Source organism: Rahnella sp. PD4 (genome assembly GCF_049199325.1).
Lineage (GTDB): Bacteria > Pseudomonadota > Gammaproteobacteria > Enterobacterales > Enterobacteriaceae > Rahnella > Rahnella perminowiae.
Genome location: NZ_JBLZQF010000014.1, coordinates 41,468 through 68,186, shown reverse-complemented (window position 1 = coordinate 68,186; position 26,719 = coordinate 41,468). Strand labels below are relative to the sequence as shown.

At 49.2% G+C, this 26,719-nt stretch carries 19 protein-coding genes and 3 pseudogenes; 11 read left to right on the top strand and 11 right to left on the bottom strand.

What is annotated here, in order from left to right:
• Positions 1-144: 144 nt before the first annotated feature.
• Positions 145-1,350 (bottom strand): annotated as a pseudogene (gene silS / locus ACOZIO_RS23340) (copper/silver sensor histidine kinase SilS); the annotation flags it as partial.
• Here silS and ACOZIO_RS23335 point away from each other — a divergent pair.
• Positions 1,342-1,446: pseudogene (locus ACOZIO_RS23335) on the top strand (IS6 family transposase); the annotation flags it as partial. The pseudogenes silS and ACOZIO_RS23335 sit on opposite strands and share 9 nt — an antisense overlap.
• Positions 1,447-1,519: 73 nt before the next feature.
• On the opposite strand, the gene ACOZIO_RS23330 reads toward ACOZIO_RS23335, so the two are convergent.
• Complete coding sequence (locus ACOZIO_RS23330) at positions 1,520-1,807, bottom strand: DUF7673 family protein (RefSeq protein ID WP_421589581.1); 288 nt, start codon at positions 1,805-1,807, stop codon at positions 1,520-1,522.
• Positions 1,808-2,089: 282 nt separating this feature from the next.
• Here ACOZIO_RS23330 and ACOZIO_RS23325 point away from each other — a divergent pair, with 282 nt between their 5' ends.
• Positions 2,090-2,893, top strand: a complete 804-nt coding sequence (locus ACOZIO_RS23325) for a lipid II flippase Amj family protein (protein ID WP_421589577.1) — start codon at positions 2,090-2,092, stop codon at positions 2,891-2,893.
• A 156-nt stretch (positions 2,894-3,049) separates the two neighbouring features.
• Here ACOZIO_RS23325 and blaOXA read toward each other — a convergent pair whose 3' ends face one another.
• The 3 genes from blaOXA to ACOZIO_RS23310 all read right to left on the bottom strand — a co-directional run bounded on the left by blaOXA (position 3,050) and on the right by ACOZIO_RS23310 (position 7,321).
• Positions 3,050-3,871: a class D beta-lactamase gene (gene blaOXA, locus ACOZIO_RS23320; RefSeq protein ID WP_421589576.1), complete on the bottom strand. Its 822-nt coding sequence runs from the start codon at positions 3,869-3,871 to the stop codon at positions 3,050-3,052.
• Between the two features lie 537 nt (positions 3,872-4,408).
• On the bottom strand, positions 4,409-5,713 hold the full coding sequence (gene aroA / locus ACOZIO_RS23315; protein WP_421589575.1) for a 3-phosphoshikimate 1-carboxyvinyltransferase: 1,305 nt from the start codon (positions 5,711-5,713) through the stop codon (positions 4,409-4,411).
• Positions 5,714-5,911: 198 nt separating this feature from the next.
• Entirely contained in the window at positions 5,912-7,321 is a 1,410-nt protein-coding gene (locus ACOZIO_RS23310; protein ID WP_421589574.1) for a PLP-dependent aminotransferase family protein, read from the bottom strand.
• Between the two features lie 239 nt (positions 7,322-7,560).
• Here ACOZIO_RS23310 and ACOZIO_RS23305 point away from each other — a divergent pair, with 239 nt between their 5' ends.
• The 3 genes from ACOZIO_RS23305 to ACOZIO_RS23295 all read left to right on the top strand — a co-directional run bounded on the left by ACOZIO_RS23305 (position 7,561) and on the right by ACOZIO_RS23295 (position 9,312).
• On the top strand, positions 7,561-8,307 hold the full coding sequence (locus tag ACOZIO_RS23305; protein ID WP_421589573.1) for a TSUP family transporter: 747 nt from the start codon (positions 7,561-7,563) through the stop codon (positions 8,305-8,307).
• 433 nt (positions 8,308-8,740) lie between these two features.
• Positions 8,741-9,019 carry a ribbon-helix-helix domain-containing protein gene (locus ACOZIO_RS23300; RefSeq protein WP_421589572.1) on the top strand — a complete coding sequence of 93 codons (279 nt, stop codon included), beginning with the start codon at positions 8,741-8,743 and terminating at the stop codon, positions 9,017-9,019.
• Complete coding sequence (locus ACOZIO_RS23295; protein WP_421589571.1) at positions 9,016-9,312, top strand: type II toxin-antitoxin system RelE/ParE family toxin; 297 nt, start codon at positions 9,016-9,018, stop codon at positions 9,310-9,312. The genes ACOZIO_RS23300 and ACOZIO_RS23295 overlap by 4 nt, the downstream gene beginning before the upstream one ends.
• A 415-nt stretch (positions 9,313-9,727) precedes the next feature.
• On the opposite strand, the gene cadR is transcribed toward ACOZIO_RS23295, so the two are convergent.
• Positions 9,728-10,168, bottom strand: a complete 441-nt coding sequence (gene cadR, locus ACOZIO_RS23290) for a Cd(II)/Pb(II)-responsive transcriptional regulator (RefSeq protein ID WP_003804130.1) — start codon at positions 10,166-10,168, stop codon at positions 9,728-9,730.
• Between the two features lie 85 nt (positions 10,169-10,253).
• Between cadR and ACOZIO_RS23285 the strand changes: the two genes are divergently transcribed.
• From ACOZIO_RS23285 to ACOZIO_RS23270, 4 genes are all read left to right on the top strand, one after another.
• Entirely contained in the window at positions 10,254-12,659 is a 2,406-nt protein-coding gene (locus ACOZIO_RS23285; protein WP_011638891.1) for a heavy metal translocating P-type ATPase, read from the top strand.
• The gene (gene lspA / locus ACOZIO_RS23280) at positions 12,656-13,735 is read left to right on the top strand and encodes a signal peptidase II (RefSeq protein WP_050136658.1); all 1,080 of its coding nucleotides are present in this window, start codon (positions 12,656-12,658) and stop codon (positions 13,733-13,735) included. The genes ACOZIO_RS23285 and lspA overlap by 4 nt, the downstream gene beginning before the upstream one ends.
• 129 nt (positions 13,736-13,864) lie before the next feature.
• The gene (locus ACOZIO_RS23275) at positions 13,865-14,422 is read left to right on the top strand and encodes a recombinase family protein (RefSeq protein WP_004213590.1); all 558 of its coding nucleotides are present in this window, start codon (positions 13,865-13,867) and stop codon (positions 14,420-14,422) included.
• Positions 14,423-14,424: 2 nt separating this feature from the next.
• Positions 14,425-17,394 (top strand): Tn3 family transposase, encoded by a 2,970-nt coding sequence (locus ACOZIO_RS23270; RefSeq protein WP_050110602.1) that lies wholly within the window; start codon positions 14,425-14,427, stop codon positions 17,392-17,394.
• An 80-nt stretch (positions 17,395-17,474) separates the two neighbouring features.
• Here the strand turns inward: ACOZIO_RS23270 and ACOZIO_RS23265 are convergent, their stop codons facing one another.
• The 3 genes from ACOZIO_RS23265 to ACOZIO_RS23255 are packed head-to-tail and all read right to left on the bottom strand — an operon-like array spanning position 17,475 to position 21,596.
• Positions 17,475-18,908 carry a phosphotransferase gene (locus ACOZIO_RS23265; protein ID WP_421589569.1) on the bottom strand — a complete coding sequence of 478 codons (1,434 nt, stop codon included), beginning with the start codon at positions 18,906-18,908 and terminating at the stop codon, positions 17,475-17,477.
• Complete coding sequence (locus ACOZIO_RS23260; RefSeq protein ID WP_223510432.1) at positions 18,905-19,771, bottom strand: sensor histidine kinase; 867 nt, start codon at positions 19,769-19,771, stop codon at positions 18,905-18,907. The genes ACOZIO_RS23265 and ACOZIO_RS23260 overlap by 4 nt, the downstream gene beginning before the upstream one ends.
• A complete protein-coding gene (locus ACOZIO_RS23255; RefSeq protein WP_223510431.1) occupies positions 19,761-21,596 on the bottom strand; it encodes an AAA family ATPase in 1,836 nt (611 codons plus the stop codon). The genes ACOZIO_RS23260 and ACOZIO_RS23255 overlap by 11 nt, the downstream gene beginning before the upstream one ends.
• A 569-nt stretch (positions 21,597-22,165) precedes the next feature.
• Here ACOZIO_RS23255 and ACOZIO_RS23250 point away from each other — a divergent pair.
• Positions 22,166-22,273 (top strand): annotated as a pseudogene (locus ACOZIO_RS23250) (IS5/IS1182 family transposase); the annotation flags it as partial.
• Between the two features lie 80 nt (positions 22,274-22,353).
• Here the strand turns inward: ACOZIO_RS23250 and ACOZIO_RS23245 are convergent.
• A protein-coding gene (locus ACOZIO_RS23245) for an IS3 family transposase (protein WP_421589568.1) occupies positions 22,354-23,474 on the bottom strand; the annotation gives its coding sequence in 2 pieces (ribosomal slippage) (positions 22,354-23,216 and positions 23,216-23,474; 1,122 coding nt in all).
• A gap of 436 nt (positions 23,475-23,910) precedes the next feature.
• On the opposite strand from ACOZIO_RS23245, the gene ACOZIO_RS23240 reads away from it, so the two are divergent.
• Positions 23,911-25,245, top strand: a complete 1,335-nt coding sequence (locus ACOZIO_RS23240) for an FRG domain-containing protein (protein ID WP_223510198.1) — start codon at positions 23,911-23,913, stop codon at positions 25,243-25,245.
• A gap of 377 nt (positions 25,246-25,622) precedes the next feature.
• Here the strand turns inward: ACOZIO_RS23240 and ACOZIO_RS23235 are convergent, their stop codons facing one another.
• Positions 25,623-25,982, bottom strand: a complete 360-nt coding sequence (locus ACOZIO_RS23235; protein ID WP_223510199.1) for a hypothetical protein — start codon at positions 25,980-25,982, stop codon at positions 25,623-25,625.
• Positions 25,983-26,719: the final 737 nt, after the last annotated feature.

Sequence of the window (26,719 nt, the reverse complement as noted above, 5' to 3'; positions counted from 1 at the left end):
TGGATATTCATTTCCTGGCGTACTCTGACGCCGGGTATTGATGAAGCAATCCAGCCTTCCTGATAAGTTGCACTAATTATATCGAATGGCTTCTGTTTGCTGCATGACAGGCTAATGACATCTTTGTCATTTACATCTTTATTTTCAGCATTGGGTTTCCGGGATCATTTTCTCCAGTCTGGGCACGGATAAGATAAAACGCGTGGAGCGTACGTCTGATTCCACCTGCACTCTTCCGTGATGTGCTTCCACGATTGACTTCACAATCGCAAGGCCGATGCCGCTGCCTTCTCCTTTTCGTTGTCTGGATGGATCCACCCGATAAAAACGGTCAAACAGCCTTGATAAATGTTCTTCAGGGATCGGTTTCCCTGGATTTTCAATCACAAGGTCAAAAAAGCTCTCTTGCTCTCTTATTGAGACGGTGATTGCCTGTCCTTCCGGGGTATAACGCAGGGCATTGGAAAGCAGATTATTGATCGCTCTTCTGAACATTTGTGGATCACCTTCAACCAGACAGGGCATCCCGTTAAATTTGAGCGTGATATTGCGTTCTTCGGCCCAGGCTTCGAAAAACTCGAAGACTTTCATGACTTCCACTCTGAGATCAAACCGAACCCTGTCAGGTATCAGCTGATTATTGTCCGCCTGCGCCAGGAAAAGCATGTCGCTGACCATTTTAGTCATCCGGTTATACTCTTCAAGACTGGAATAGAGGACATCCTCGAGCTCCTTCTGCGTTCGGTCCTTACTCAGTGCGATCTCAGTCTGCGTCACCAGATTGGTGATGGGGGTTCTGATCTCGTGCGCGATATCGGCAGAGAAATTGGCCTGGCGGGTAAAAACATCCTCAATCTTTCCAATCATGTGATTGAACGAGATAACCAGCTGCTCCAGCTCAATGGGAACGCGTGTCGGTTCCAGCCGCGCATCAAGATTCTCGGAGGTGATGTTTTTAATAGCATTGCTGACATTACGCAGGGGAAGATGTCCCTGGCGGACCGCGATGCGAATAATAAGAACAATCAGCAGACTTATTACAACGGCGATCGCAATCAGATTTTTTTTCAGCGCATCGAGGTAATGGAGATGGAAATTAATGGAGAGGCCAGTCAGCATGACATAGTTCTGCTGTTTGCCCTGAAATATCGCCTGGCCAGAGGAGGCGATAATCCGGTATGTTTCCATCTTCATTTCTGATCCGGTATCCATCGGTCTCGCAGGATCCTCTACCGTCCAGAGAAAGACATCCCGTGCGCGGCTGTGCTCGCTAAAATCTGCTGAATTCACGGCCGGGCGTAGTGCCGCCCCCTGCGCTGAACTAAAGAGCACTTCCCCCCTGGGATTGAGGTGATGCGTGCACTACGCAAAGGCCAGGCCTCAGCATTTTATTATGGTGATCCCCTGGGCGAAATGCGCCTGGTAAGCAGAGTTTTTGAAATGTAAGGCCTTTGAATAAGACAAAAGGCTGCCTCATCGCTAACTTTGCAACAGTGCCATCCGACGTCCTCGGCGCACTTCATTGGGTCAAGAGTTCCGGACGCCATTCGCGTACGATCACTTCAAATTGGGGTCCGTAACCTAAGGCGTCGGGATACGAGGCGCAACGCACAGCAAGCGCAAACACGGTCACGCAGTCCGCCGCAATCTCTTCATCTAGGCCCCATGCGGTCGTGATATCAAACCCGCCGCACTGTGACGGGTTCCACCAAGCTAATAGAAAATCAGCAACGCGCCTACTTTGCCCGGTATCACTTTTTGCGTGTGCTATTAACCGATCCAATGCACTGCGCTCCGCGTCCGTCATCTTATTCATCATTGGTTCCTAGAGTTTGTGGCTCAAACCCTACCGATATCACTAACGTTGTCATCGTATTGCGTCGGCTTTCCATGCACTTGCCCCGTTAATGAACAGCTTTATTGAACACAATTAAATGTACGACTTTCTGAACACATTGCCAATGGGATTTGTCCCTGATTTGCCCGTTATGGCGAGTGTTCAATAAACGGTCGTTTTATGGACAGTCAATTCATATTTGTTTTCCGAGGAGTCGAGTAGACTGGCCGTTCGCCACTAGGGGCCTAGGCCATGGACTTGCAGCTACTTATCATTTGCGGTTTGACGTTTGTTATCCACGTCATTGCAACCTTAGCCTATGCCGTCCGTATTGCTGGTGTCCGGACGCGACGTATTGCCGTCTCATTCGCGCTCTTTGGAATTGTAGCCCTGGTGTCCCGTACCGCAAATTCGCTTCAAGGGCCATTTCTCGCGAAACGGGTCGAAACGGACCTGGCGCACCATATAGACAATGGCATGCTAGGCGACTTTCGGATTTTCCTGCTTACAGCGACGATAGCGACCATTGTAGGGGCCGTGCTGATACCGACATTTCAACGGTATTTCAGCCGTGCGGTGCTCCACTTTCAAATTCATCGGTCGATTCCCCGCCTTGCCCTTCATGCTTTCAGTCGAGGCGGTATCTCATACATACGAAATGGGGCGAGCCTTCCAGTCCGGAGAAACGTAACTCAATTAACAACGGGGTCAGGGGTTTCGTGGAAAGTTATCGTCTTAAATGTCTTTGCAATGGCACTTTGGACAATAGGCGTCTTTGCCTCCCTTTACGCAGGGTTTTTAAAGCCAGAGCTACGTGTCACCTGTGCCAATCTATCGTCGGTCATCAATGGCATTGCCACGATCTTCTTAACAGTTATCATTGACCCACAAATGTCGGTTATGACAGACGATGTGATAGAAGGTCGAGTGACAGAAAATCGTTTCCGCCGAGCCGTTACAACACTGATTGGTGCGCGTGTCGTCGGAACTATCCTTGCCCAACTGATGCTTATTCCAGCGGCGCTGTTGATAGTTCGGGTGGCCGAGGTCATCTAATTCGGTCGTTTATTGAACACTGCAATTTTGGATGGATAATCGGGCCTACCGGGCCGCAGCGGTCACCCTACCCAAGACGTATTTATGAATGGGCATGGGAGGGCGAGCCGTCCCGGTAGGAGTATTGCTCGTATACAGAGAAGCTCAGTTGTTCCCTTAGTGTTTAATAGGGCTGAGGGGGGCAATTTCACTTGAAAATTCCGACAGGAAGGCGTCTCGTGCGCGCAATCCGACCGGCTCTTTTTGCGCAATTCCGTCGTCCTGTATTAGTCGGGCAAAGACAAGAGCTTTGCCGTCCTTTCTCGCCCAACCAACAAACCAGCCCCAACCACGAGTTTCGTCATCTGACCCATCCGCGTTCGAGGGAAATCCTGTGCCGGTTTTTCCATGAATGTCCCAACCATCGTCAAGCGCGGCCACTTCCGTTATTTGTTCGGTCATAGCGAAAGCGTGTTCGCTAACAGGCAACTTGCGGTTGATCAGTTTCGTCAAAAACGCCACTTGTTCCAACGGACTAATCTTCAAGGATGAGTCGATCCATGCGTGGGTCAGGCCGTCAGGGTGATGCTTATCGCCCTTCACGTCAGTATTTCCGAAGCTAAATTTGCGGGTGTAGTCGGCAAAGCGCTCCATGCCTAACGATGTCGTAACTTGTTGGGAAAACCAGACTACAGAGTATTTAATCCAACGCGTTGGGTCAGTTGGCTGCTTCCAAGCCTCGCCTCCCCAATCAGGATATCCGTCGCGAAACTGTAACGTCGGGGCATGTGCGTCTTTCAAATACCCAGAGTCGTATCCCATTAGGCTGATGGCTATCTTGAAAGTCGATGCTGGCGTCGTACGCGAGGAACAGTTGCCTTGCTCCAAGAGGATTTTGCCGCTGTTGGCGTCGCCAACAACGGTGCATATCGTGTGGGCCTGCGCTGATGTCGCAATGCCTAAAACTGCGATTGTCAACAGTAAAAACGCCTTCTTCATGTCTCGATCTTAATTAGTTATTGGGATGCAAATTATCTCTCATGGCCTGCGGCTCTGGCAGTCGCTTATCTCAATGCGGCTGCCGCCGTCGAGGCAGGCGAGCCGACAATTTAGCTAGGCGGAACCATGCTTTGCTTTGTGACTTTATTCGGACGGTCACTTTCCGGATGAAAATGATTGTTTGGCCGAAAAAACGGTCGTTTATTGAACACTCGATTTTGGAGGGGCGGCCGGCTGCTTGTCGGCCATAACTGCCGTTCAGCAGTCAGGTTTCCAATGACGGAAGCTTGCTCGAAAGCGGTCGTTGACCGAAAGCCGCCGAGTGAAGGGTCGCGTATCGACTCCGTGCCTGTTTGAATAGAGCGACCAAATAGGTAAAGCAGCACTTATCTCGGGGCCGATCGAATTCGGCCACGTTATCGGCCATCTGCTGGAAGCATTTAGCGAGGAGGTGGGCTAACATCGAAGAGTTCCTCCCGCTCTTTATCGCTTATAGAATGAGGTCGAAATTCCTCAATACGAGTAATTCCCTGCACCTCACTCTGAAATTTTCACGCCGATCCTACGCATCTCCCTCCAAAAATTCGGGTAAGTCTTCCGGACGCAACTCTTATCTAATATTTTTATGTTTCCGACCTTAGATGCCAATATCGCGAAACTCATTGCAATTCTGTGGTCGTGATGTGTCTCTAGCGAAACGGGCGTTTCCGGGTTGCATAGCCACTCACCTACCTTGATGTAATCACTCCCTTCTACGATATCCACCCCCAACCTCTTGAGATATCCTGCGGGGATACCCAGTCGATCACACTCTTTAATTCTCAAGGTGGATAGCCCAGTTAAATGAAGACCCCCAGGTACGAATGGGGCTATTGCCATCAAAGTGGGGGCGACATCCGGCATCGACTCCATATCGATCGGCTCGCCAATGCTCCGCATGCCACTTTTTGGTCCGGAGATGACGGTAAAATTTGTTTGCCTATCAATGTCCGCGCCTAGACGCTCGCAGACATCTAAAAATTTATAGTCACCTTGTTTTGTAGAGTTACCTAAATTTCTTAACGTTATTTTTATCCCATGCAACAACGCAATCGCGGAAAAATACGACGCCGCAGATGCATCCCCTTCGACCGTCATATCGGTTGGTATGTATGGTTTATAGCCAACATGGAATGCAGAATCGGATTGCGATTTCACATCAACACCGAATTTCCCCATTTGATCAATTGTGATCGCAATGTACGGTCTGCTTACTAGGTCGCCAATCACCTTAATATATAGGCCGTTCTTTAGCAGTGGAGCAATGATCATTAAAGCAGAAAAATACTGACTGGAAAAGTTGCCATTCATGGATATTTCAACAATCGGTGTGTCAGGTGCACCAATGATTTGTACGGGCAGCCCGATAGCATCTTTCGGATTTACTTCCGCCCCCAATCTTTGAATAGCGGAAATAAGCTCGCGATTCGGCCGGACGCGCAATGGAGGCAAACCATCGATGATAGTAAGATCAGACCGCAGCATCGCGGTCGCGATCAGAAATCTCGCTGACGTACCGCTTAGCCCTAAAATCAGAGAAGCTTCGCCCTTTCGAAAGTGGCCGCCATTTCCTTTTATATAATAAGTATCCTCAACACTCTCGATATCACATCCCAAGGCGCGAAGGGCCGTCGTCATTTCATCTATGTCATCGCATTTCGCCACCTCACGCAAGGTCGACTCGCCATCGGCTAACGCGGCAATCAATAAACACCTTAGCGAGATCGACTTACTTCCTGGCAACAAAACATCAACATCATCATGCTGCCGTTTAAACCCGTTCACCAGAACAGAATCACTCATAATCTGCCTCGTCTAATATTTCTATAAAAGAAACGATACAATCCAATCGATCTCGAAACCGCATGGGCCAAGCACATCCAGGAATATACGCTAGTTCTATAGTTCCCTAAACAGCCTCAAATGGGGGGCATATATCAATATCGTTTCTGACTGATAGGGCCTGCCGCGGGGAGTCTTTCTGAGCTAGCGTGTCACCGGTTAGGCTAGTACCAAGCTAGCTAAGCGCTTTATCACTAGATTTGTTTCGGGAGTCCATCCCACGCCAGCGTTTAAGCGTATGTAAGTTGAGAATGAACCATCTAACGAAAACAGACCTCCTGGAGCTATGCCGATACCCTCAGACGCGGCTCTTTCAAAGACAGTTTGTGACTCGGCGCAACCAAGGGGCAAGCCGATCCATAAGACAAACCCGCCAGTTGGGGCGCTCACTGATGTGCCCTGAGGAAAGCTTTCCAAAATGGCAGCCCCCATCGACCGAACATTGAACAGCATCTTCTCACGCAACTTTCGCAAGTGATTATCGTATCCGCCTGAGCGGATAAACTCTGCAATTACCGCTTGCGGGTATAACGCAGTGAACTTTGATGTGAGAGATTTCCTAGAAGCAATGCGCTCAAACCATTGCGCGCCGGCGACCCAACCAACTCGCAGGCCTGGCGCCAACGTTTTAGAAAAACTGCTGCATAAGATAACACTGTCAGAGTACGCTCGCAGAGGCCTTGGGCGAGCTCGGTCGAAATGCACGTCCCCATATATATCGTCCTCTATCAGCGGAATATTGTTATGCTGAAAAAGTTTGACTAAATCAAATTTTACCTTTTCGGAAAATGTTTTCCCGGTCGGATTATTGAAGTTGGCGGTGAATAAACCTGCCTTGACCGGCTCGCGACGTATAATCATCTCAAGGTAACTTATATCTATTCCGTTTTCCGTAGTAGGAATTTCGATAATGTTAAGATGCATTTGCTTAAGCATTTGCAGCGCCAGGTAGTAAGTGGGGGATTGAATCACGACCGTGTCCCCAGGCGCGGTCGTAGCCCGCAGTGCGAGATCTAGCGACTCGATGCACCCGCTGGTGATGAGCAACTCATCCGATCGGATCTTGCTTCCATACTCTAGTCCCCGATTGATTATTTGCGCTTTTAGTGGCTCGTATCCCGTGCCGCGCGCATGGTGACTTAAAAGTTGTGGATTCCGGTGAATGATCTGGCGCATAAGTACGCCTAGTTTTTGCGCTGGATAGAACTCGGGAGCGCCGTTCGCCATGTCAAGTTCGAAGCGTCCCGATACCCTTAAAACCGCCGCACTAAGGCCTCCAGCTCCATCAAGCAGCATCTTTGATCCAGCCTGTCCCATCTTATCGATACTCGACGTCTGACCGATGGGTTCAATAGTGAAGTAACCGGACCGCGGCGTTGATTCAACGAGCCTTTCACTTTCTAACATCCGCAATGCCTGCAAGGCCGTTGTCGGGCTTACTCCGTAATCACGCGCCAGACGCCTCACCGACGGAAGCTTTATGCGCCCACGCGAACCTCCCTCTTCGATAAGTCTTCTAATTGCGGCCGCAATCGTCTTGTACCGGAACGTACTACTTTGGTCAGGCATATCGCCCCTATCAAATTGACATCAACGCATCAGAACCACGCTCGACGTTGATAATGCTACCCAAACGCCCAATTTGCTGTTCCATAACAGATAGCATACTTCTGTGTAAGGATAAATATAGGATTATGCGCGATCCTATCGCTGTTGAGGACAAGTTGACTTCGAGACTTCATTGCCCGCAGGAAGCCTGGGCGCACCAACCTATCCCCAATGCTAGATGCTCAACTTCAGGATCGTAAATGGAAATCTCGCTCCAGCTCATTTTGCTTTTTTTCTTGGTCGCCATCGTCGCCGGATGTGTCGACGCAATCGCTGGTGGCGGAGGTTTAATCACGATTCCCGTTATGCTGGCAGCGGGTATCAACCCTGCTATTGCAATCGCCACGAACAAACTAGGGGGCGTGGCTGGAACGTTTGCGTCGACACTTCACTTTATCCAAATCGGCGAAATAGACCTTCGGAAAGCGACCGCCACGGTACCAATGACGTTTATTGGAGCGCTCCTTGGAGGATTAGCGCTAACGAAGGTGAACAGCGCGTTTCTCTCTTATCTCATTCCTCTTTTATTGTTGGGATTTTCTTTGTATTTCATTTTCTCGCCAGAGATTGGGAAAATAGATAAAAAGGAGAAATTGTCCACTATCGTTTTCGCAGCAACGTTCGCTCCGTCAATTGGATTTTACGATGGATTCTTTGGCCCTGGAAGTGGTACTTTTTTTTGCCTCGGATTTACGCTGTTGTTGGGGTACAACTTGATCAAGGCCACCGCGTATGCAAAGTTATTAAATTTCGCAAGCAATCTCGCAGCACTTTTATTTTTCATCATTAAGGGAGATATTCTTTGGAAAGTGGGTGCAGCGATGCTGATTGGGCAATTCATAGGTGGCCATATCGGTGCCCGCTTAGTCGTAAAGAGTGGACGACGGTTAATCAAAGCACTGATGGTCATCGTCGCATTTGCTTTATCGATGAAGATGCTTTTGTAGGCGTGCCACAGTTCCTGCGCTGAATTGATCTGCTTCCTACCTGACAACGCTGAGGCTAGAAGAAGCGCTAGATCTTAACGCCAATGAGACTACTCGGAAGTAGTAGCGTTGCCTATCAAGGGGTCGACTCCATTGCTACTGCCGTTCACAGAGACGTAAACGTAACGGTGGCGCAGGTGCAATGAAGCGAACAACGGACATTCGCTTGATTGCACCTGAATGACCCTTTTGGCCGAAAACCGGTCGTTTTCTGTACACGTAATTCATTGGGGTTCGACCCGTAAATTAGACATAGTTGGACTGTTTCGCCCGCTGTCGCGTCATGTTGAGAGGGCCGTGGGAAAAACGAAAAATTAACCGTCCCGGTGCATGGTGGCTTTTCCTGTTGAGAGAGAGTAGGATTTAATCCTACCATCCGAGGTGGAGGCACCGCATGCGCTCAACACAGCAGTTTAGTATCACCCTTCCTAATGAGATGGCCGACCTCGTAAAAAGCAAGGTCGCAGCCGGCGAATATGCTACGGAAAGTGAAGTTATCCGCGACGGTCTGCGCACGCTCGCTGCGCGGGATCGCGCGGTGGACGCCTGGTTACGCGAAGAGGTCGCGCCGGCATATGACGAGTTAAAGGAAAACCCTGGCAGCGCCTTGACGGCCCACCAAATGCGGGCGGCCCTCAAGGCAAAGCGCCTGGCGCGCGGGAATAATGAATGACGCATCGCGTCGTTTTTTCACCGCGTGCGCTGGACCAGCTCGACGCCCTGCAAAGTTACATTGAGGCGGCCGGTTCGCCCGTGGCGGCCGGCGCATACGTAGAAGCAATCATTGTCTATTGCGAGAGCATGGCGACTTTCCCCGTGCGAGGCGTCGTGCGCGATGACATACGGGAAGGGCTGCGGATTACGAACTATCGAGGTCGGGCCGTGATCGCGTTCACAGTGAATACTGACACTGTAGCGATTTTGGGGGTGTTCTATGGCGGCCAGGATTACTCGCAACTCCTATAGCGAGCGATGGCATCGGGTTCAAAAGTCATCGTCCCCTTCAGGCGGTTGAAGCGGGGTCTTAATAAAACCCATGATTGCGGGCAAACCCGGATAAAAGACGTCACAACGGTGGCCTTGCGCAGCTTCGTTCCTACGCGGACAATCCGCCGCGACAGCAGCACCTAGACCAGTCATCGGAAAATCAGCCCCATAGGTCGCGACGAGTTTTCGCAAACTCATGCGCCCGCGCCGGTCGCACCGTGAACAGGCTATTTCAAGTTGGGCCGCGCGTTCGGCCACGTCGCCCACGGCGACGCTTCCAGGGAATTTGTCAGTCATTTTCGGCGTGCAGGATCGAATACTAAGAATGGAGCACTTTCCCATTCTATCTGGGGTCGCCTCAGAAAACGGAAAATAAAGCACGCTAAGCCCTTACTTACCCAGATGTTTGACTGTTCGTGGCACTTTCACCATGGCAATTGCAATTGCCCAACCCTTGCAAAATGCCGCACGCCTCTACAGATCGAGAGCCAGAACACTTCTCGCGCAAATCAACCAAGTGCCGTTTTAACTGCAACAGCGCGGACACACGCATTTCCACCTGTTGAATATGGGCCTCCAGCAGCGTGTTGACCTCCCCACAGTCCTGCATCGGGTTGTCTCGCAGACCCAGCAATGCGCGAATCTCGCTCAACGTCATGTCGAGCGAACGGCAATGACGGATGAATTGCAAGCGCTCAATGTGCGCCTCACCGTACAGCCGGAAGTTGCCACCGCTTCGCGCTGGCTTCGGCAGTAGCCCTTCCTTCTCGTAGTAGCGGATGGTCACGACCTCGCACCCAGAGCGCTTGGCGAGGTCGCCAATTCTGATTTCCATGCATCAATCTCCAATTATCACTTGACTCTATAGTGACTATAGAGATTTTAATGGAGGCTGAATAGAAGATTTTCAGGAGTTACTCATGAGCGAATGCGCTTCAAAGGGGTGTGGCTGCACGACTGAGCCGATCATCCAACCCACGGCACCGGCCCCGCTGGCAACCGGATCGGCTCAAGCGGTGTACCGCATCGAGAACATGGATTGCCCGACCGAAGAGGCGCTGATCCGAAGCAAACTGGCCGGTCTGGCGGGGGTGGCGGGTCTTGAATTCAACCTGATGCAACGTACCTTGGCCGTGCGACACGAATTGCCTTCGTTGTCTCCCGTCGAGCAGGCGCTGAAGGCCATCGGCATGCAAGCTGTGCGCATGGATCAGGCGTCGGCCGAGCAGACGACCAAGCTGTCCATTGCCAAGATGGATTGCCCGACCGAAGAGACGTTGATCCGCAACAAGCTCGGCACCGTGGCCGGTGTTGCTGATCTCGATTTCAACCTGATGCAGCGCACGCTGTCGGTACGCCATGCGAACCAGGTTCTGCCAGACGTGCTCGTGGCACTGCAAGCGCTTGGATTCGAGGCGCAGGTCGTGGACACGGCAGAGGTCGCATCTCCATCCGCCGCCCCTGTGACCACGCCGACCAACTGGTGGCCGCTGGGCATCTCCTTGGTCACTGCATCGGCGGCCGAGGCGGTCTACTGGCTCCACAACGGCAATCACTGGTCGGTTGTCGTTCTGGCGCTTGTCGCGGTCTTCACGGGTGGCCTCTCCACCTACAAGAAGGGGTGGATTGCGCTCAAGAACCGTAATCTCAACATGAACGCCCTCATGTCGATTGCGGTCACGGGTGCCATGTTGATCGGCCACTGGCCCGAAGCGGCAATGGTGATGGTACTGTTCGCGCTGGCCGAGGTAATCGAAGCCAAATCGCTGGATCGCGCTCGTAACGCTATCCGTGGCCTGCTCGACCTGACCCCGGAACAGGCCACGGTACAGCAGGCTGACGGCACATGGCGCGAGGTGGGCGCCAAGCAAATCACCATCGGCGCCCGCGTCCGGGTCAAACCAGGTGAGCGCATCGCCCTTGATGGTGAGGTGCTGGAAGGCCGCTCTGCCGTCAACCAAGCCCCGATCACGGGTGAAAGCCTCCCGGTCGAAAAATCCCCCGGTGATTCGGTGTTCGCTGGCACGATCAACGAATCCGGCTCGTTCGAGTACCGCGTCACCGCCTTGGCCAACAACTCCACTTTGGCCCGGATCATTCACGCGGTAGAGGCTGCGCAAGGTAGTCGTGCGCCGACTCAGCGTTTTGTCGATCAGTTCGCCCGCTGGTACACCCCCGTTGTATTCGGCGTTGCCATCGCCGTCGCGTTGTTGCCGCCGCTGTTCATGGGTGCGGCATGGCTCGACTGGATCTACCGTGCATTGGTTCTGCTGGTGGTCGCCTGCCCGTGCGCACTGGTGATCTCTACACCGGTCAGCATCGTCAGCGGCCTGGCCGCCGCCGCCCGCCACGGCATTCTCATCAAAGGTGGCGTCTATCTGGAAGAAGGCCGCAAGCTGCGCTGGCTGGCTCTGGACAAGACCGGCACGATCACGCACGGCAAGCCCGCACAGACCGACTTTGTCACATGGGGCAATGCACTCGCCTCGGACAGCCGCAGCATCGCTGCCAGTCTGGCGGCCCGCTCGGACCATCCTGTATCCAAGGCGGTGGCACAGGCCGCGCAGACGGACGGGGTTGCCTTGCTCGACGTGGCCGAATTCAACGCGCTGCCCGGTCGGGGTGTGCAGGGCCAAATCAACGGTGAAACCTACCATCTTGGCAACCAGCGGATGCTAGAAGAGCTGGGGCAGCGTACTCCCGAGCTGGAACAGCGCATCGCGGCGCTGGAAACCATGGGTAAAACTGTCGTGATGTTGGTCAGCGCAAAAGGGGTTCATGCCTTATTTGCCGTAGCGGACACCATCAAGGAAAGCAGCAGGAGCGCCATTGCCGAGCTTCATGCACTGGGCATCAACACCATGATGCTGACCGGCGACAACCCCCACACGGCACAGGCCATTGCCGCACAAGCCGGGATCGACCGTGCGCAAGGCAATCTGCTCCCAGACGACAAACTGCGCGAAGTTGAGCTACTGGCCATAAAGGGCAAGGTCGGCATGGTCGGTGATGGCATCAACGATGCCCCGGCCTTGGCGCGTGCGGACATCGGCTTTGCCATGGGAGCGGCTGGCACAGATACCGCCATCGAGACCGCTGACGTGGCCCTGATGGACGACAACCTGGGCAAGATTCCGACCTTCGTGCGCCTGTCGCGTGCGACGGCGCAGGTGCTGATGCAAAACATTGTGCTGGCCCTTGGCATCAAGGCAGTATTTCTGGTGCTGACCTTCACGGGTCAAGCGACCATGTGGATGGCGGTGTTTGCTGATATGGGGGCCAGCTTGCTCGTCGTTGGCAATGGCTTGAGGCTGTTGCGCAAATGAGCTGGAAATTCTTTCTCTACGACTGGGGTGGTCTGAACATCGCGTTGTTCCAAGCCATCAACATGAGCACACCTGCAGCGCTGGAACCGCTGGCATCGTTCTTCAACCTTGTGATAGGCAACTACTGGACTGCACCACTGATGCTCTTGGCGATGTGGGGATGGTCAAAGTCGGCACCTGACCCAACGCGGGCCGATGCCATCCGGTACAGACTCAGAGTCTTTAGCGTGGCCTTTGCGTTGGCATTTCTCGTCGCCACCATCTTGAAGCCATGGATCGACTTTCCACGCCCGCCTGCCGTTTTTGGCGACATGGTGCGCGTTATCGGGGGCATCGAACGACACTACAGCCTGCCCAGCGGGCATGCCACCTATGCCGCGCTGGTGGTCGGCGCGCTCTGGCCTTTGATAGGCCGTCGTGGCCGCATCGGCTTGGTGTTGTACGCCGCATTGGTCGGTTGGTCACGCATCGCAGCCGGAATGCACTTTCCTGCCGATGTGCTGGCGGGGTGGGTACTTGGATTGAGTTGCACGGCGCTCGCCGGGTGGCTGATGCCGCTGGCCGCCCCTGTGTGGCAATCGGCTCGCCGCACATCGACTTGGGTCTGGTTCGCAGTGGCCGCCAGTGCTGTCATGACAGATCAGCTCGCAAAGTTCGCCATCACCCGCACGTTTGCCTACGGTGAACAGGTCGAAGTCACGCCCTTCTTCAACTTCGTCCATGTCCTGAATCCCGGCGCGGCATTCAGCTTTCTGGCGAACGCTGGCGGCTGGCAACGTTACTTTTTCATCACGCTGGGCCTGGTCGTTTCTGCTTGGCTGGGACGCATGCTGTGCCAGCAATTGCCCCGTCTCGAAGCGATGGGATACAGCCTGATCCTCGGCGGTGCGCTGGGCAATGTCGCGGATCGTGTGCTGCGTGGACAGGTTGTTGATTTCCTTGACTTCCATTGGCGACTTGCGCACTGGCCCGCCTTCAACCTCGCTGATGTGGCGATAACTATCGGAGCGCTCTGCCTGTTCTTGACGGTTGTACCGAAAAGCAGTAAAGGCACAGAGGCCGAGGTGTCCGGTTAAGCTATACCCTAACCTGATGTCAGATGCTTGGCGCAAAGCACGTCAGAATAGAGTTGTAGTTTGTATTTATTGACACAAGCCGCCAAGGGTAATAGATTTCATCCTGACACTTTTACCTTTGGAGGCACCTTGCAAGGTCAACGCATTGGCTATATCCGCGTCAGCAGCTTCGACCAGAACCCTGATCGGCAACTGGAGCAAATCGAAGTCGGTAAGGTATTCACCGATAAGGCTTCCGGCAAGGACACGCAACGTCCCGAACTTGAAAGGCTGCTGGCCTTTGTGCGCGAGGGCGACACCGTGGTGGTGCACAGCATGGACAGGTTGGCACGCAATCTCGATGACCTGCGCCGCATCGTTCAGGGGCTGACACAACGGGGCGTGCGGATGGAGTTTGTCAAAGAAGGGCTGGCGTTCACCGGCGATGACTCACCGATGGCCAATTTGATGCTGTCGGTCATGGGGGCTTTTGCGGAGTTCGAGCGCGCACTGATCCGCGAACGCCAGCGCGAGGGAATCGTGCTGGCCAAGCAGCGCGGTGCCTACCGGGGACGAAAGAAATCGCTGAACAGCGAACAAATTGCCAAGTTGAAACAGCGAGTCGCGGCAGGCGATCAAAAAACCTTGGTGGCCCGTGACTTCGGCATCAGTCGCGAAACCTTGTACCAGTACCTGCGGGAAGACTGATCATGCCGCGCCGCTCAATCCTGTCCGCCACCGAGCGCGAAAGCCTGCTGGCACTACCAGATGCCAAAGACGAACTGATACGGCACTACACGTTCAACGAAACCGACCTATCGGTGATCCGCCAGCGTCGCGGCGCTGCGAATCGATTGGGCTTCGCCGTGCAGCTTTGCTACTTGCGATTCCCTGGCATCTTCTTGGGCATCGATGAGCCTCCGTTTCCGCCCCTGTTGCGCATGGTGGCCGCACAACTCAAGGTGCCGGTGGAAAGTTGGAACGATTACGGCCAGCGCGAGCAGACGCGGCGGGAGCACTTGGTCGAGCTGCAAACGGTGTTCGGGTTCAAGCCCTTCACCATGAGTCACTACCGGCAAGCCGTGCATACATTGACCGAGCTGGCCTTGCAGACCGATAAAGGCATTGTGCTGGCCAGCGCCCTTGTCGAAAACCTGCGGCGCCAGAGCATCATCCTGCCCGCCATGAATGCCATCGAGCGCGCGAGCGCCGAGGCCATCACCCGTGCCAACCGGCGCATTTACGCGGCGTTGACCGATTCTTTGTTATCGCTCCACCGTCAGCGCCTGGACGAACTTCTCAAGCGCAAGGACGGCAGCAAATTGACGTGGCTGGCATGGCTGCGCCAGTCGCCCGTCAAGCCGAACTCTCGGCATATGCTTGAACACATCGAGCGCCTCAAGGCTTGGCAGGCGCTTGACCTTCCCGCAGGCATCGAGCGACAAGTTCACCAGAACCGCCTGCTCAAGATCGCCCGTGAGGGTGGGCAGATGACGCCTGCCGATCTGGCAAAGTTCGAGATGCAACGACGCTATGCCACTCTGGTTTCGCTGGCCATTGAAGGCATGGCCACCGTCACCGACGAAATCATCGACCTGCACGACCGCATCATTGGCAAACTATTCAACGCCGCCAAGAACAAGCATCAGCAGCAGTTTCAGGCTTCCGGCAAGGCGATCAATGACAAGGTGCGGATGTATGGCCGCATCGGCCAAGCCTTGCTGGAAGCCAAACAGAGCGGCGGCGATCCGTTCGCCGCCATCGAGGCCGTAATGCCGTGGGATACCTTCGCCGCCAGCGTCACGGAGGCGCAAAAGCTCGCGCAGCCGGAGAGCTTCGACTTTCTGCATCGCATCGGTGAAAGCTACGCCACGTTGCGCCGCTACGCGCCGCAGTTCCTGGACGTACTTAAGTTACGGGCGGCACCAGCCGCCAAGGGCGTACTCGATGCCATCGAGGTGCTTCGCGGCATGAACAGCGACAACGCCCGCAAGGTGCCCGCCGACGCGCCGACCGCATTCATCAAGCCACGCTGGGCGAAACTGGTGCTCACGGACGATGGCATTGACCGGCGCTACTACGAGCTGTGCGCCCTGTCAGAGCTAAAGAACGCGCTGCGATCAGGCGATGTCTGGGTGCAGGGTTCGCGCCAGTTCAAGGACTTTGATGAGTACCTGGTGCCGGCCGAGAAGTTCGCTACTCTGAAGCTGGCCAACGAATTGTCGCTGGCAGTGGCCACCGATTGCGATCAGTATTTGCACGACCGACTGGCATTGCTGGAACAGCAGCTTGCCACCGTCAACCGCATGGCGGCGGCCAATGATCTGCCGGATGCCATCATTACCGAGTCCGGCCTGAAGATCACGCCGCTGGACGCGGCGGTGCCGGAGACCGCACAAGCCCTAATCGACCAGTCGGCGATGCTGCTGCCACACGTCAAGATTACCGAACTGCTGATGGAAGTTGATGAGTGGACAGGCTTCACCCGGCATTTCACGCATCTGAAGACCGGCGACACGGCCAAGGACAAAACCTTGCTGCTGACGACGATCCTGGCTGATGGCATCAATCTCGGGCTAACCAAGATGGCCGAGTCCTGCCCAGGCACGACTTACGCCAAGCTGTCGTGGCTGCAAGCCTGGCACATCCGGGATGAAACGTACTCAACGGCGCTGGCCGAACTGGTCAACGCGCAGTTCCGGCAATCCTTTGCCGGAAACTGGGGCGATGGCACCACGTCATCGTCGGATGGCCAAAATTTCAGAACCGGCAGCAAAGCGGAGAGCACCGGGCATATCAACCCGAAGTATGGAAGCAGTCCAGGCCGGACGTTTTATACCCATATCTCCGACCAGTACGCGCCCTTCAGCACCAAGGTAGTCAACGTCGGCGTGCGTGATTCAACCTATGTGCTCGATGGCCTGCTGTACCACGAGTCGGACTTGCGGATCGAGGAGCACTACACCGACACAGCGGGCTTTACCGATCATGTCTTCGGCCTGATGCACCTACTGGGCTTCCGATTCGCGCCACGTATCCGAGACCTGGGCGACACCAAGCTATTCATCCCAAAGAGCGATACCGCCTATGACGCGCTCAAGCCGATGATTAGCAGCGACCGGCTGAACATCAAGCAGATACGCGCCCATTGGGATGAAATCTTGCGGCTCGCGACCTCGATCAAGCAGGGTACGGTGACGGCCTCGCTGATGTTGCGCAAGCTCGGCAGCTATCCGCGTCAGAACGGACTGGCCGTTGCACTGCGCGAGCTGGGGCGGATTGAGCGCACGCTGTTCATACTGGATTGGCTGCAAAGCGTGGAGCTGCGTCGCCGCGTTAATGCCGGACTGAATAAGGGCGAAGCGCGCAACGCGTTGGCCAGGGCTGTCTTTTTCTACCGATTGGGTGAAATCCGCGACCGCAGCTTTGAGCAACAACGCTACCGAGCCAGCGGCCTCAATCTGGTGACGGCGGCCATCGTGTTGTGGAACACGGCCTATCTGGAACGGGCAACCAATGCTTTGAACGGGCACGGCAAACCGGTAGACGAGACGCTGTTTCAATACCTGTCACCGCTGGGGTGGGAACACATCAATCTGACCGGCGATTACCTCTGGCGCAGCAGCACCAAGGTCGGCGCAGGCAAGTTCAGACCGTTGCGACCACTGCCACCGGCTTAACGTGCTTTATTTTCCGTTTTCTGAGACGACCCCAACTACTAACACCGGAAATAATTCCTAGAATTTCAAGATTGGAATCTTCATTGCTTGTTAAATTCATGTTGAATACTATTGAGAATAGCCAGCGTTTCCTTAAGTTTATTTTGTTGAACGTCTGGGAATTTAAGCTGCCTTATTACATAGCAATATGCAGTTGCTAGAAATTCTCTTTCATTAATGTCTCTTCTAGCCCAATCCCTAATCACTTTAAGTTTGGAAAGTTTTGCATCAGAGAAAAATACTTCATCATTCGCCCATGAATAAATTAAATCATTCATAAACCAACCAGAGACCTTCGAACCCTTATTAAAGAAAAAACCAAGTTCTAAACATATAGCATCATAAGCGATAGGAGATATTTTAATATCACCATAATCAATAATATGACGAGTATTGTCAGTAGGGTTTATGAATACATTACCCCCATGAAAATCACAGTGACTAATACACATATTGAAATTCACTCTTCTTTTCTCAAACTGGGCGACCCAACTTAAATTAAACAAGTTAACCAATGATGACAAGGTTTCATCCGGTAAAAAAATATTTCTGATATCTGAAATTTGTTTAATTTCATTTTTAGAAAAGTCTCTCCATTCGCTAGTTAAATCGAAACATAATCCTAACTTCTCGCTTTCAAAAGTATCTGATGCGACATAATCAAACAAAGACATATTTTTTTCACTTTCTAAAAATTTATAATAGATAGAATTTAAATTTTTAGCGCCAAAGCTTGAAACATCGATTCTAGGTGGATATTTAGAATGATCTAATCTTCCGACCACATGATTTTCGTAGTTATGAGATTCCTCTTCAATCTTATCTAAATCACCAGTTTTTACAATTACTTTACTTAAGGTTTTATTATTTTCGTTCTGTATATCTAGTAGGTGGATTTTTGCACCAGAGTAACCAGGACCTATAGGATTAACATTTACTTTGAAACCGTTCATCTTATTAGCGATAATGGAAAAAACTCTTTTGTTTTTTTTATTTTCAGTAACGATATTATAAGATGGATGATTTGTATATAATTCGATATCATTTACTCTATTTATTTCTGATACGATTATATCAATAACCTCATAGAGGTCGTCCAATTTATTCTTTTTGAAATAATCAACAGTCTTAATTTCTATTTTTCCCCAAACTCTAGTAGAAAAACTTTGCCCAATCATCTCTCTGAAATGATCTGTAGAGGATGAACCAGTCAATATCAATATAGGAGTACCCGGAAAGTTCTTCCTGAAGAGCCTAAAGGCTTCAATGCCGTTGTCTTCGCTTGGTTCAGGTTCATTAAAACTCTTAGGTACGGATAAATCCAAAATAGCAAAATCAAAGAAATTTTCTTCTTCCTGGCATATATCTGATAACTGTTCAAGGTTTATTACATGTTTAACCTGATGAGGGATTAATATTTCTTGAACAATTTTTGCTTCTTGTGGATCATCTTCTAGTAATAAGAATTCAATCATTTATTCCACCTTAATGTTAAATTAGCACCTTCTGCTGCATCATTCTCTAAAGTCCAGTGACCATCTAGTCTTTCCATCGCCTTTGTAATGATCAAAAGTCCATATCCAAGATGATTATTCTTAGTGGTCACTTTTTTTTTCATCAACTGCTCAACTGGCAGGGTGATACCTATGCCATTATCCATTATTGAAATAAACCAATCTACATTGGTTTCACCCCACCAAATACTTATTTCAGTTTCCTTATCAAATTCTAAGCATGACTCAATGGCGTTCCTTATACCATTAGTTATAGCGAGTTTAAGTAAGTTTTTATCACATATGCAATTTATTCCAAAATTACCAGAGAGTCTTATTTCTGATAGGTTATTAGGGTATGCCGAGTGAATTAAGTTATTAATAAACTCATGAATATTAACTTCTTCAGTATTTTTAGATTTACTTGCCTCTTTTATTTGAGTTATTGCCTCTATGACTGACCTTAACATTTCTATGTGTTTTTTTGTTTCTGATATATCGTATGGCTTTATTTCATTTTTTGCAGTATATGCAATCCTACCTACTACAGATTCTAATTCGTGAAGGAACATACTTGCCATTTCATTCATACCATTTTGGTAGGACACTTGATGGTTTTGTGGAACCTCATCATCATTTACTTCATTCTTTACTGTGCTCTGCTGTAGTCTTGAAATTGCTAAATCTAAAGTTTTTTTTATGTAGCCTACTGTTTCTTTTTCATAAGCAGTTCTCAGATTTATTTCTAGCAATGGTAATTGATTTCCCGCTAAATACTTAGCCACATCATATCGCTGCTTAGGTGATACAGAATTTAACATATTTAATATTTCATCATTTTTCATTAGAATAAAACCCTGCTCTTGTATTGAAGGCTTGCTGCCCCCCCTCCATAATTCTAGATATAGTACTGATGATAGTTTTATTGTTAAGTTCACCGGAATCTTTTATATACCCTCTTTTACCATCAGACTCCAAATGAATTATATTATTTGCGGCACCTAACACTGGTATGTTAGCGTTATGAGTTATAATAATAAGCTGACCTGTTCTTGCACATTCCAGTATCGATGGTATTAAAGTTTCTGCTATAAAAGCATTATCTATATGATCTTCTGGTTGGTCCAGTATAACAACCTGATTATCATTCTGTAATATTATCGGCAATATCACAGTGCATCTTTGCCCAACCGATAAATTTGTAAATGGTTTATAAATTCCATTATCTAATAAAAAGAACTCGAAAGTATCTTCGACATCTGCCATTAGTATTTTTGCTATTGAATCAAAGGTCAATGCTGAAATTATAGATAGTGATCTTTGTTTTGAAGTTCCTAAAAAAAGGCTAATTGAATCTATGTCTTGATTGAAAACTATATTCAATAGTTCCGGTTTTGAAACTGATGATGCTAGATCATCCAAAATATCTTTGTATTTTAGGTTGGAAGATGAGTTCCTGAAAGTGTGTTCGAAGGCATCAGCATATAAAAACGTATTATTTGCGTGCAATCCTTTTATTTTTATGGATTTATTCAACTTGTCATTGAGATAATCTACTATTTCAATTCTCCTCTTAAATACTCCTTCATCAATAGCGATTAAATCTTCAACTGTTTTTATCAGATTTGTTTTTTCCTCATTAAAACGCTCTTTACTTTTTGAAGAGTTTTTAAGCTCTTCTTGTACTAATGACAAGCTAGTCATTATGTTCATTATTTTTCTATTTATATCTCCAGACCCAGCTACAAATGTTTCTATTTCACTCCTAACCCTGAATGATTCCTCATTAAGTCTATTAATAGCTTCAATTATGTTCGACCTAGTTTCATCAATTACTTGCTTGAATTGGGTGATTGTATTCGAGGCCATTAGCATATTTTCAGAAATGTTATCTTTAAACATTGCAAGGGCTTTATCTAAAAATCTAGGTGTTGGTTTTTCATTGAGTTCAGTAATGATGGAGTACTGTTCATCTTGCAGTTTCTTTAAACTAGTAAGTTCTTCGCTTACATTTTTCAATCTTTCCTCATCAACATGATATAAAGATATTTCATTGTTCATCCTGTTCAATTTATCGTTATTTAAGATGAATTGATTGTTAAGATTTTTGTATCCAGACTGCATAGACTGTAATTTAGTAATCTCGTCTAATAATAACTTTTCTTTTTTACTATTCTCTTGCTCAGAATCAACTTCAATCTGAAGCTTTCGCAATTTTTCACAAGAAATACTAATAGCGTCTTTAAGTTTATTTTTCTTACTAATGTATAAGTCTCGATCCTTGATGAACCCATCGATTAGTTTCACCCTACTTTGTGGGTCTAACCCTATACTTTCGATATCAGTCTGAGAGAAAATTAATGGCCATCTTGATGTGATCAAAGGTTTCTCAGCGACTCGTGATGCTGTACTGACTAATTCGTACTGATTTCCATTATCCTCTATAACTAGAGTTACAATACCATCCTCAAGAATCTGTACAGCCTGAGTATCATTTCCAGTTTGATTTGTTTTAATGTAACGTTTTATACCTAAGCAGTATCGAATCAACTCTACCAGTGAGGATTTCCCTGTTCCCCTGGAACCAATAACAGCATTCAAACCTGGAGTGAAATCTGCTTCAACTCCTTGTAAAAAACCACCCTCGACCTGTATTTTTTTTATAAGCATGCATATCTCCTTGAAGTTTCACAATGACCCTTCGTTCAATTAGTATTAATTTATCATATTTACAACTTATCATGCTTCTGGTCTGTCATCAGTACTTCCTGACCCTGACCCAAAATCCTGCTCCATTCAGAAACAGAATTCCGGCATGATAATGACTTCCCTGAACGGAGGATGTGCCGATGAAAAAGTCACGATTCACCGAAGAGCAGATTATCTTTGCCCTGAGGCAGGCTGAACTGAGTGCGTCACACCTGGCGACAGAGTTGCTGATCAACCATAATTGATGCCAAAGCATAAAACTTAAATTGATAAGATAACGCAATTTTCTAACAATAAATTGCTTTAAAACAATGAGTTAAATTAGTATGATCATCATTATGTTAAATCAAAATCATTCAACTGCATGTTCTTTCTTCCCAAAAAATCCCAGTACAGACTTTCCTCTTCTATGGAACTCTTATCTATCTTCGTAATGCAGTATAAGAGATGCTCGGCTTTGTTGAATAAATCGAACTTTTGGCCGTAATCAGGATCAGATCACCACATTCTCGATCCTATAGCGGTATCCCGTGGCAAAACAAAAGTTCAAAATCACCAACTGGAACGTATACAACAAAGCCATCGTCAATCGGGGCTCACTGACATTCTGGCTTGATGAGTCGGCCATTCAGGCCTGGTAGGGGTCAGTTTGGATATAGAGAATTATTGTACGGTAAGCCTGTTATGTGTGACCTGCCCCCAGGATTAGATACAACGCTCACTTAGTAATGTCGGATCCTTCACTATCAGAATTACCCTTTCTCCAGGCCGCCGCAAATTCAGACGGCGCCTGATAATTCAGCGCGGAGTGCGGGCGGCACTCATTATAATCCTGACGGCATTCACTGATGGTTTTCCTGGCATGACTGACGTCACTGAACCAGTGTTCATTCAGGCATTCATCGCGAAAGCGTCCGTTAAAACTCTCAATAAATCCGTTCTGTGTCGGCTTGCCGGGCTGGATAAGTCGCAGCTCCACGCCATGCTCAAAGGCCCATTGATCGAGGGCGCGGCAGGTAAATTCCGGGTCCTGATCCGTTCTTATCGTCGCCGGATAGCCGCGAAACAGCGCAATGCTGTCCAGAATACGCGTGACCTGCACGCCTGAAATCCCAAAGGCAACAGTGGCCGTCAGGCATTCCTTCGTGAAGTCGTCTACGCAGGTCAGGCACTTGATCCTGCGACCGGTGGCGAATGCGTCCATGACGAAATCCATCGACCAGGTCAGATTGGGTGCCGCCGGACGGAGCAGCGGCAGACGTTCTGTTGCCAGCCCTTTACGACGTCTTCTGCGTTTTACGCCCAGGCCACTGAGGTGATAAAGCCTGTACACGCGCTTATGATTAACATGAAGCCCTTCACGGCGCAGCAACTGCCAGATGCGACGGTAGCCAAAACGCCTGCGCTCCAGTGCCAGCTCAGTGATGCGCCCTGATAAATGCGCATCTGCAGCTTGGCGCTGAGCCTCATAGCGGCAGGTCGACAGAGATAAACCTGTGAGCCTGCAGGCACGACGTTGCGACAGACCGGTCGCATCACATATCAACATCACGGCTTCCCGCTTCTGGTCTGTCGTCAGTACTTTCGCCCAAGAGCCACCTGAAGCGCCTCTTTATCAAGCATGGCTTCGGCAAGCAGCTTCTTGAGTCTGGCGTTCTCTTCCTCAAGCGACTTCAGGCGCTTAACCTCAGGCACCTCAATACCGCCATACTTCTTACGCCAGGTGTAAAACGTGGCATCGGAAATGGCGTGCTTGCGGCAGAGTTCACGGGCGGATACCCCGGCTTCAGCCTCGCGGAGAATACTGATGATCTGTTGGTCGGAAAAATGCTTCTTCATGGGGATGTCCTCATGTGGCTTATGAAGACATTACTAACATCGGGGTGTACTAATCAACTGGGAGCAGGTCACTCCAAACTGACCCCTTATTGTAGTGAAACGGCTGCGTTGAGGCGGCTCTTCCTTATTCTGCAACACAGCCATACCAGGTTGACTTTCTCTCTGGCCGAACTACTAGGGATCAGTTTGGGGAAAGTACAATAGTTTCCGATATCCAAGCTGACCCCTACACAATCGACCTGCCATCCTTGCCCCGGATGGCCAGGCGCTCCCGTTCGCCCCACACATTGGTTGGTGTGTTGCTTCACTGACTTCTCTCATGTGCATTTTTGCACAAAAATCGGCATTAAATTGTGGTTTTCATTAGACCCAAAATACTCAATGGATGCTAATGTGATATTAAGAAAATAATAATTTTTGGTGAGGAAGTATCAATTTGGAAGAGTTTAAAGTGAATACGTTAGAAGAACTCGAAACACAAATTGCAAAATACGGAGACGATGTTCTCTTTCGTGGCCAGACTTCTTACTATGGCTTACCTGGTAAGCCATCAGTCATAACATCCTTTGAACGGAATGTTTGTATACCTAGCAAAATGCTCAAATGGAGTCAGTATGCAAAGAATGTCCTCGACGTCTTTGTGAATGGGCGAACCGATTCTTTCGAGTATCAACAGGCACTTTTACAACACTACGGTTGGAGATCATTCTTTGTTGATTGCTCCTCTAACGCTGCTGTAAGTGCATGGTTTGCTAGCCACAGCTTCTCACTTCTAGAACCTTATTTTGAAATAAGTGAAGACTACCAGGAAAGGTCGGTATTCCTCGTTAAACAAAAAGCCGAATACATTTTCAGCGAGGGTTTGGGGCATCTGTTTATTCTGGACAGAACGGCGTGTCGTAAAGTCGGGTTAGTTGACTTAGCAGACCTTTCAATAACCGGCTTTCGGCCCCGCACTATTGCTCAATCTGCATGGATGGTTGGACCTTTGCAAAGCGGCCCGCTTCCAGATGATTGTTTTGTAGCTCACATAACCGTGGATCGTTCTCTTTTGCGTGATTACGCGGCAAAAAATCAATTATCGAGCACTGAAGATTTGTTCCCTTCGGTTAAAGATGACCCAATACTAAAAGCATTATTGGGGTTGCCGTGGAGACAGATAAAATACCCGGATAATAAATGCGAATTTAAAGTATTTCGTCGGTCCTTAGATGTTCCGGAGTATCACGATAGTTTCGTTAAAATATTTTGGCCTCACACAGCATTTTACTGTGGGGATAAGATATCTGATAAATTTAGCGAAATTGCAGGGGACACAGTAGGAGGTACCATTATTTCCGCTCCGGACACAATTTTATTTGGAACTGCACCAAAAAGCATGCCTCTAAAATTTCCTCACATTGAAAATCTTGTTGATAAATATGGATCAGTGTTTTTTGAGATTGACGATTTGATTCAACATGCAAGTACTGGAAACCTTACTGTTTATCAAAAGGGAATTGGCATTATTCCAAGGGGAAAGGACTTATATGAACTCTGTGAGTTGGGGGTCGATCATCCTGGTCTTGATATGACGCGAGTTGGAGTAAGCAGCGGTTGGTACTATCGCAAAGGCTCGGATGGGCTTTGGGTTCGCGAGTACAATGAAAATGAATGTCCCTGTGAGTCAGAGTTTGTACATGAACGGCATATATCAGCTTTGCATATTGCTGAGGACTTTGTTAGTTCCCCCAAGAATCTACCAGAAAGCGTTGACCAGAATAACATTTAATGGGATTCTAGGCCAATCGTGCGAAAAACCACGTTAAGGGAATAACAGTTTGAAATATAAATACTTATTGGGCTTCTTATTTAGGCTAAAAATCGTTTATAAATATCGTTTTTTGTCGTTTGAATACTTGATCGTATCAAAATCGATCTCTGATACCCGTTAGCGTGTTTTTTACATCACTGGACTTCAAACCCCTTCTATGGCTCACCTGGTCAATACGGTGCAAGAACTGGCTGCTAATCAATTAATTCGTTTCGCCGGAGATTTCGGCGGTTCCTGCAAAGAACCCCATAACCTTAGTCGATGAACGACATTCGTGAAGCCGCCTATCCTGGCGGCAATTTTGTCTCTACTGGTTTCGTGACGCTTTTTTTAATCTAAAAATGAAGATCTTTAGTCAGAGTGAATTTTTCTGTAGCTACATCGCCTTTAATATATCCATATTGTTCCAACCAGGAATGTAAAGTTCTAACATCCTCAACAAGGCTAATACATACATTTTCATCTTTAAATACAGGGGTGTATAAGTTATGCATGCCAATGAAAACCGGCTCATTTGCTTCCTTTATTTCTAAACGCCCATTAACGGCGCGACCATATGTACCGTCGGAGAATGAAAGATTGATAGCGTCTATTGCGCTGAATGCGACAGGGTAAGGGAAATTTTTACTATAAAAATTTTTAATAATTTCAAATATTTTATTGGTTGTGATTTCCAGTTTCTTTGTACTCTTCATTTTATTTCCTTATTTTACCGATGGTAATGATTTAAATAAATTATTGATATGAGTAAACATTTCATACGAACACTTCCGGTTCTCAAAGAACCTCAACAGTTCACTATCGACAATCTCTGGCTAGGCTTTATCTTTTTATGCGCGTAAGCGCATGAAGGTGACAGCAATTGTTACTTGTGACTCTTACGCCAAGGGTCGCCGGAGACGCGGCGCAGCCGCCCAGGTTTGGTAGATTTTACCGATGCTAATCCCTCGCCCTGCTAGACCATTCCCGCTCACAGCTTTGATACGCTAATGTACGCTGACGGAGTGGCCCTGGCGAAGCCAGGGCGTATCTCCGCGTTAGCGCCTTTGGCGCTTACGAGCGTGTACTTCAGAGCTAAAGCCACACCTCTCAAAGCGACACATTTTTAATAGTTACAACATTCACTTTTAAAGCCACTCTGTTCCGGGCCGTTGGCCCGGGGCGGGGCGGCTTTTCAGGTGGGCGGAGGGGTTGCGTTTGCGCTCTGTGCTGGGGGTTGATGTGGGTGAGATTTGGTGAATGTTGTAACTAATATCAACGGTGGTATGCCCCGGCTTGTCCGGGGAGCTACTTCTTCTTTTGCCCTGGCAAATGATGCCGTTGTTCAGGTGTGGTTGCCCTGAGCATAGCGAAGGGAGCTACTCCAGATGCCGGGCCGTAGGCTGGCTCAGGAGTACTCTTTCTTTAGAAAGCTTGTTTTGTTCAGAAGTAA

Excerpts from the sequence above, each read along its gene's own strand:
- ACOZIO_RS23300 (WP_421589572.1), top strand. The coding sequence starts at position 8,741 with ATGCGCTCAACACAGCAGTTTAGTATCACCCTTCCTAATGAGATGGCC.
- lspA (WP_050136658.1), top strand. The coding sequence starts at position 12,656 with ATGAGCTGGAAATTCTTTCTCTACGACTGGGGTGGTCTGAACATCGCG.
- cadR (WP_003804130.1), bottom strand. The coding sequence starts at position 10,168 with ATGGAAATCAGAATTGGCGACCTCGCCAAGCGCTCTGGGTGCGAGGTC.
- ACOZIO_RS23330 (WP_421589581.1), bottom strand. The coding sequence starts at position 1,807 with ATGACGGACGCGGAGCGCAGTGCATTGGATCGGTTAATAGCACACGCA.
- ACOZIO_RS23310 (WP_421589574.1), bottom strand. The coding sequence starts at position 7,321 with ATGCCTGACCAAAGTAGTACGTTCCGGTACAAGACGATTGCGGCCGCA.
- ACOZIO_RS23305 (WP_421589573.1), top strand. The coding sequence starts at position 7,561 with ATGGAAATCTCGCTCCAGCTCATTTTGCTTTTTTTCTTGGTCGCCATC.
- ACOZIO_RS23265 (WP_421589569.1), bottom strand. The coding sequence starts at position 18,908 with ATGATTGAATTCTTATTACTAGAAGATGATCCACAAGAAGCAAAAATT.
- ACOZIO_RS23285 (WP_011638891.1), top strand. The coding sequence starts at position 10,254 with ATGAGCGAATGCGCTTCAAAGGGGTGTGGCTGCACGACTGAGCCGATC.
- ACOZIO_RS23295 (WP_421589571.1), top strand. The coding sequence starts at position 9,016 with ATGACGCATCGCGTCGTTTTTTCACCGCGTGCGCTGGACCAGCTCGAC.
- ACOZIO_RS23270 (WP_050110602.1), top strand. The coding sequence starts at position 14,425 with ATGCCGCGCCGCTCAATCCTGTCCGCCACCGAGCGCGAAAGCCTGCTG.
- ACOZIO_RS23260 (WP_223510432.1), bottom strand. The coding sequence starts at position 19,771 with ATGAAAAATGATGAAATATTAAATATGTTAAATTCTGTATCACCTAAG.
- ACOZIO_RS23325 (WP_421589577.1), top strand. The coding sequence starts at position 2,090 with ATGGACTTGCAGCTACTTATCATTTGCGGTTTGACGTTTGTTATCCAC.
- ACOZIO_RS23235 (WP_223510199.1), bottom strand. The coding sequence starts at position 25,982 with ATGAAGAGTACAAAGAAACTGGAAATCACAACCAATAAAATATTTGAA.
- blaOXA (WP_421589576.1), bottom strand. The coding sequence starts at position 3,871 with ATGAAGAAGGCGTTTTTACTGTTGACAATCGCAGTTTTAGGCATTGCG.
- aroA (WP_421589575.1), bottom strand. The coding sequence starts at position 5,713 with ATGAGTGATTCTGTTCTGGTGAACGGGTTTAAACGGCAGCATGATGAT.
- ACOZIO_RS23255 (WP_223510431.1), bottom strand. The coding sequence starts at position 21,596 with ATGCTTATAAAAAAAATACAGGTCGAGGGTGGTTTTTTACAAGGAGTT.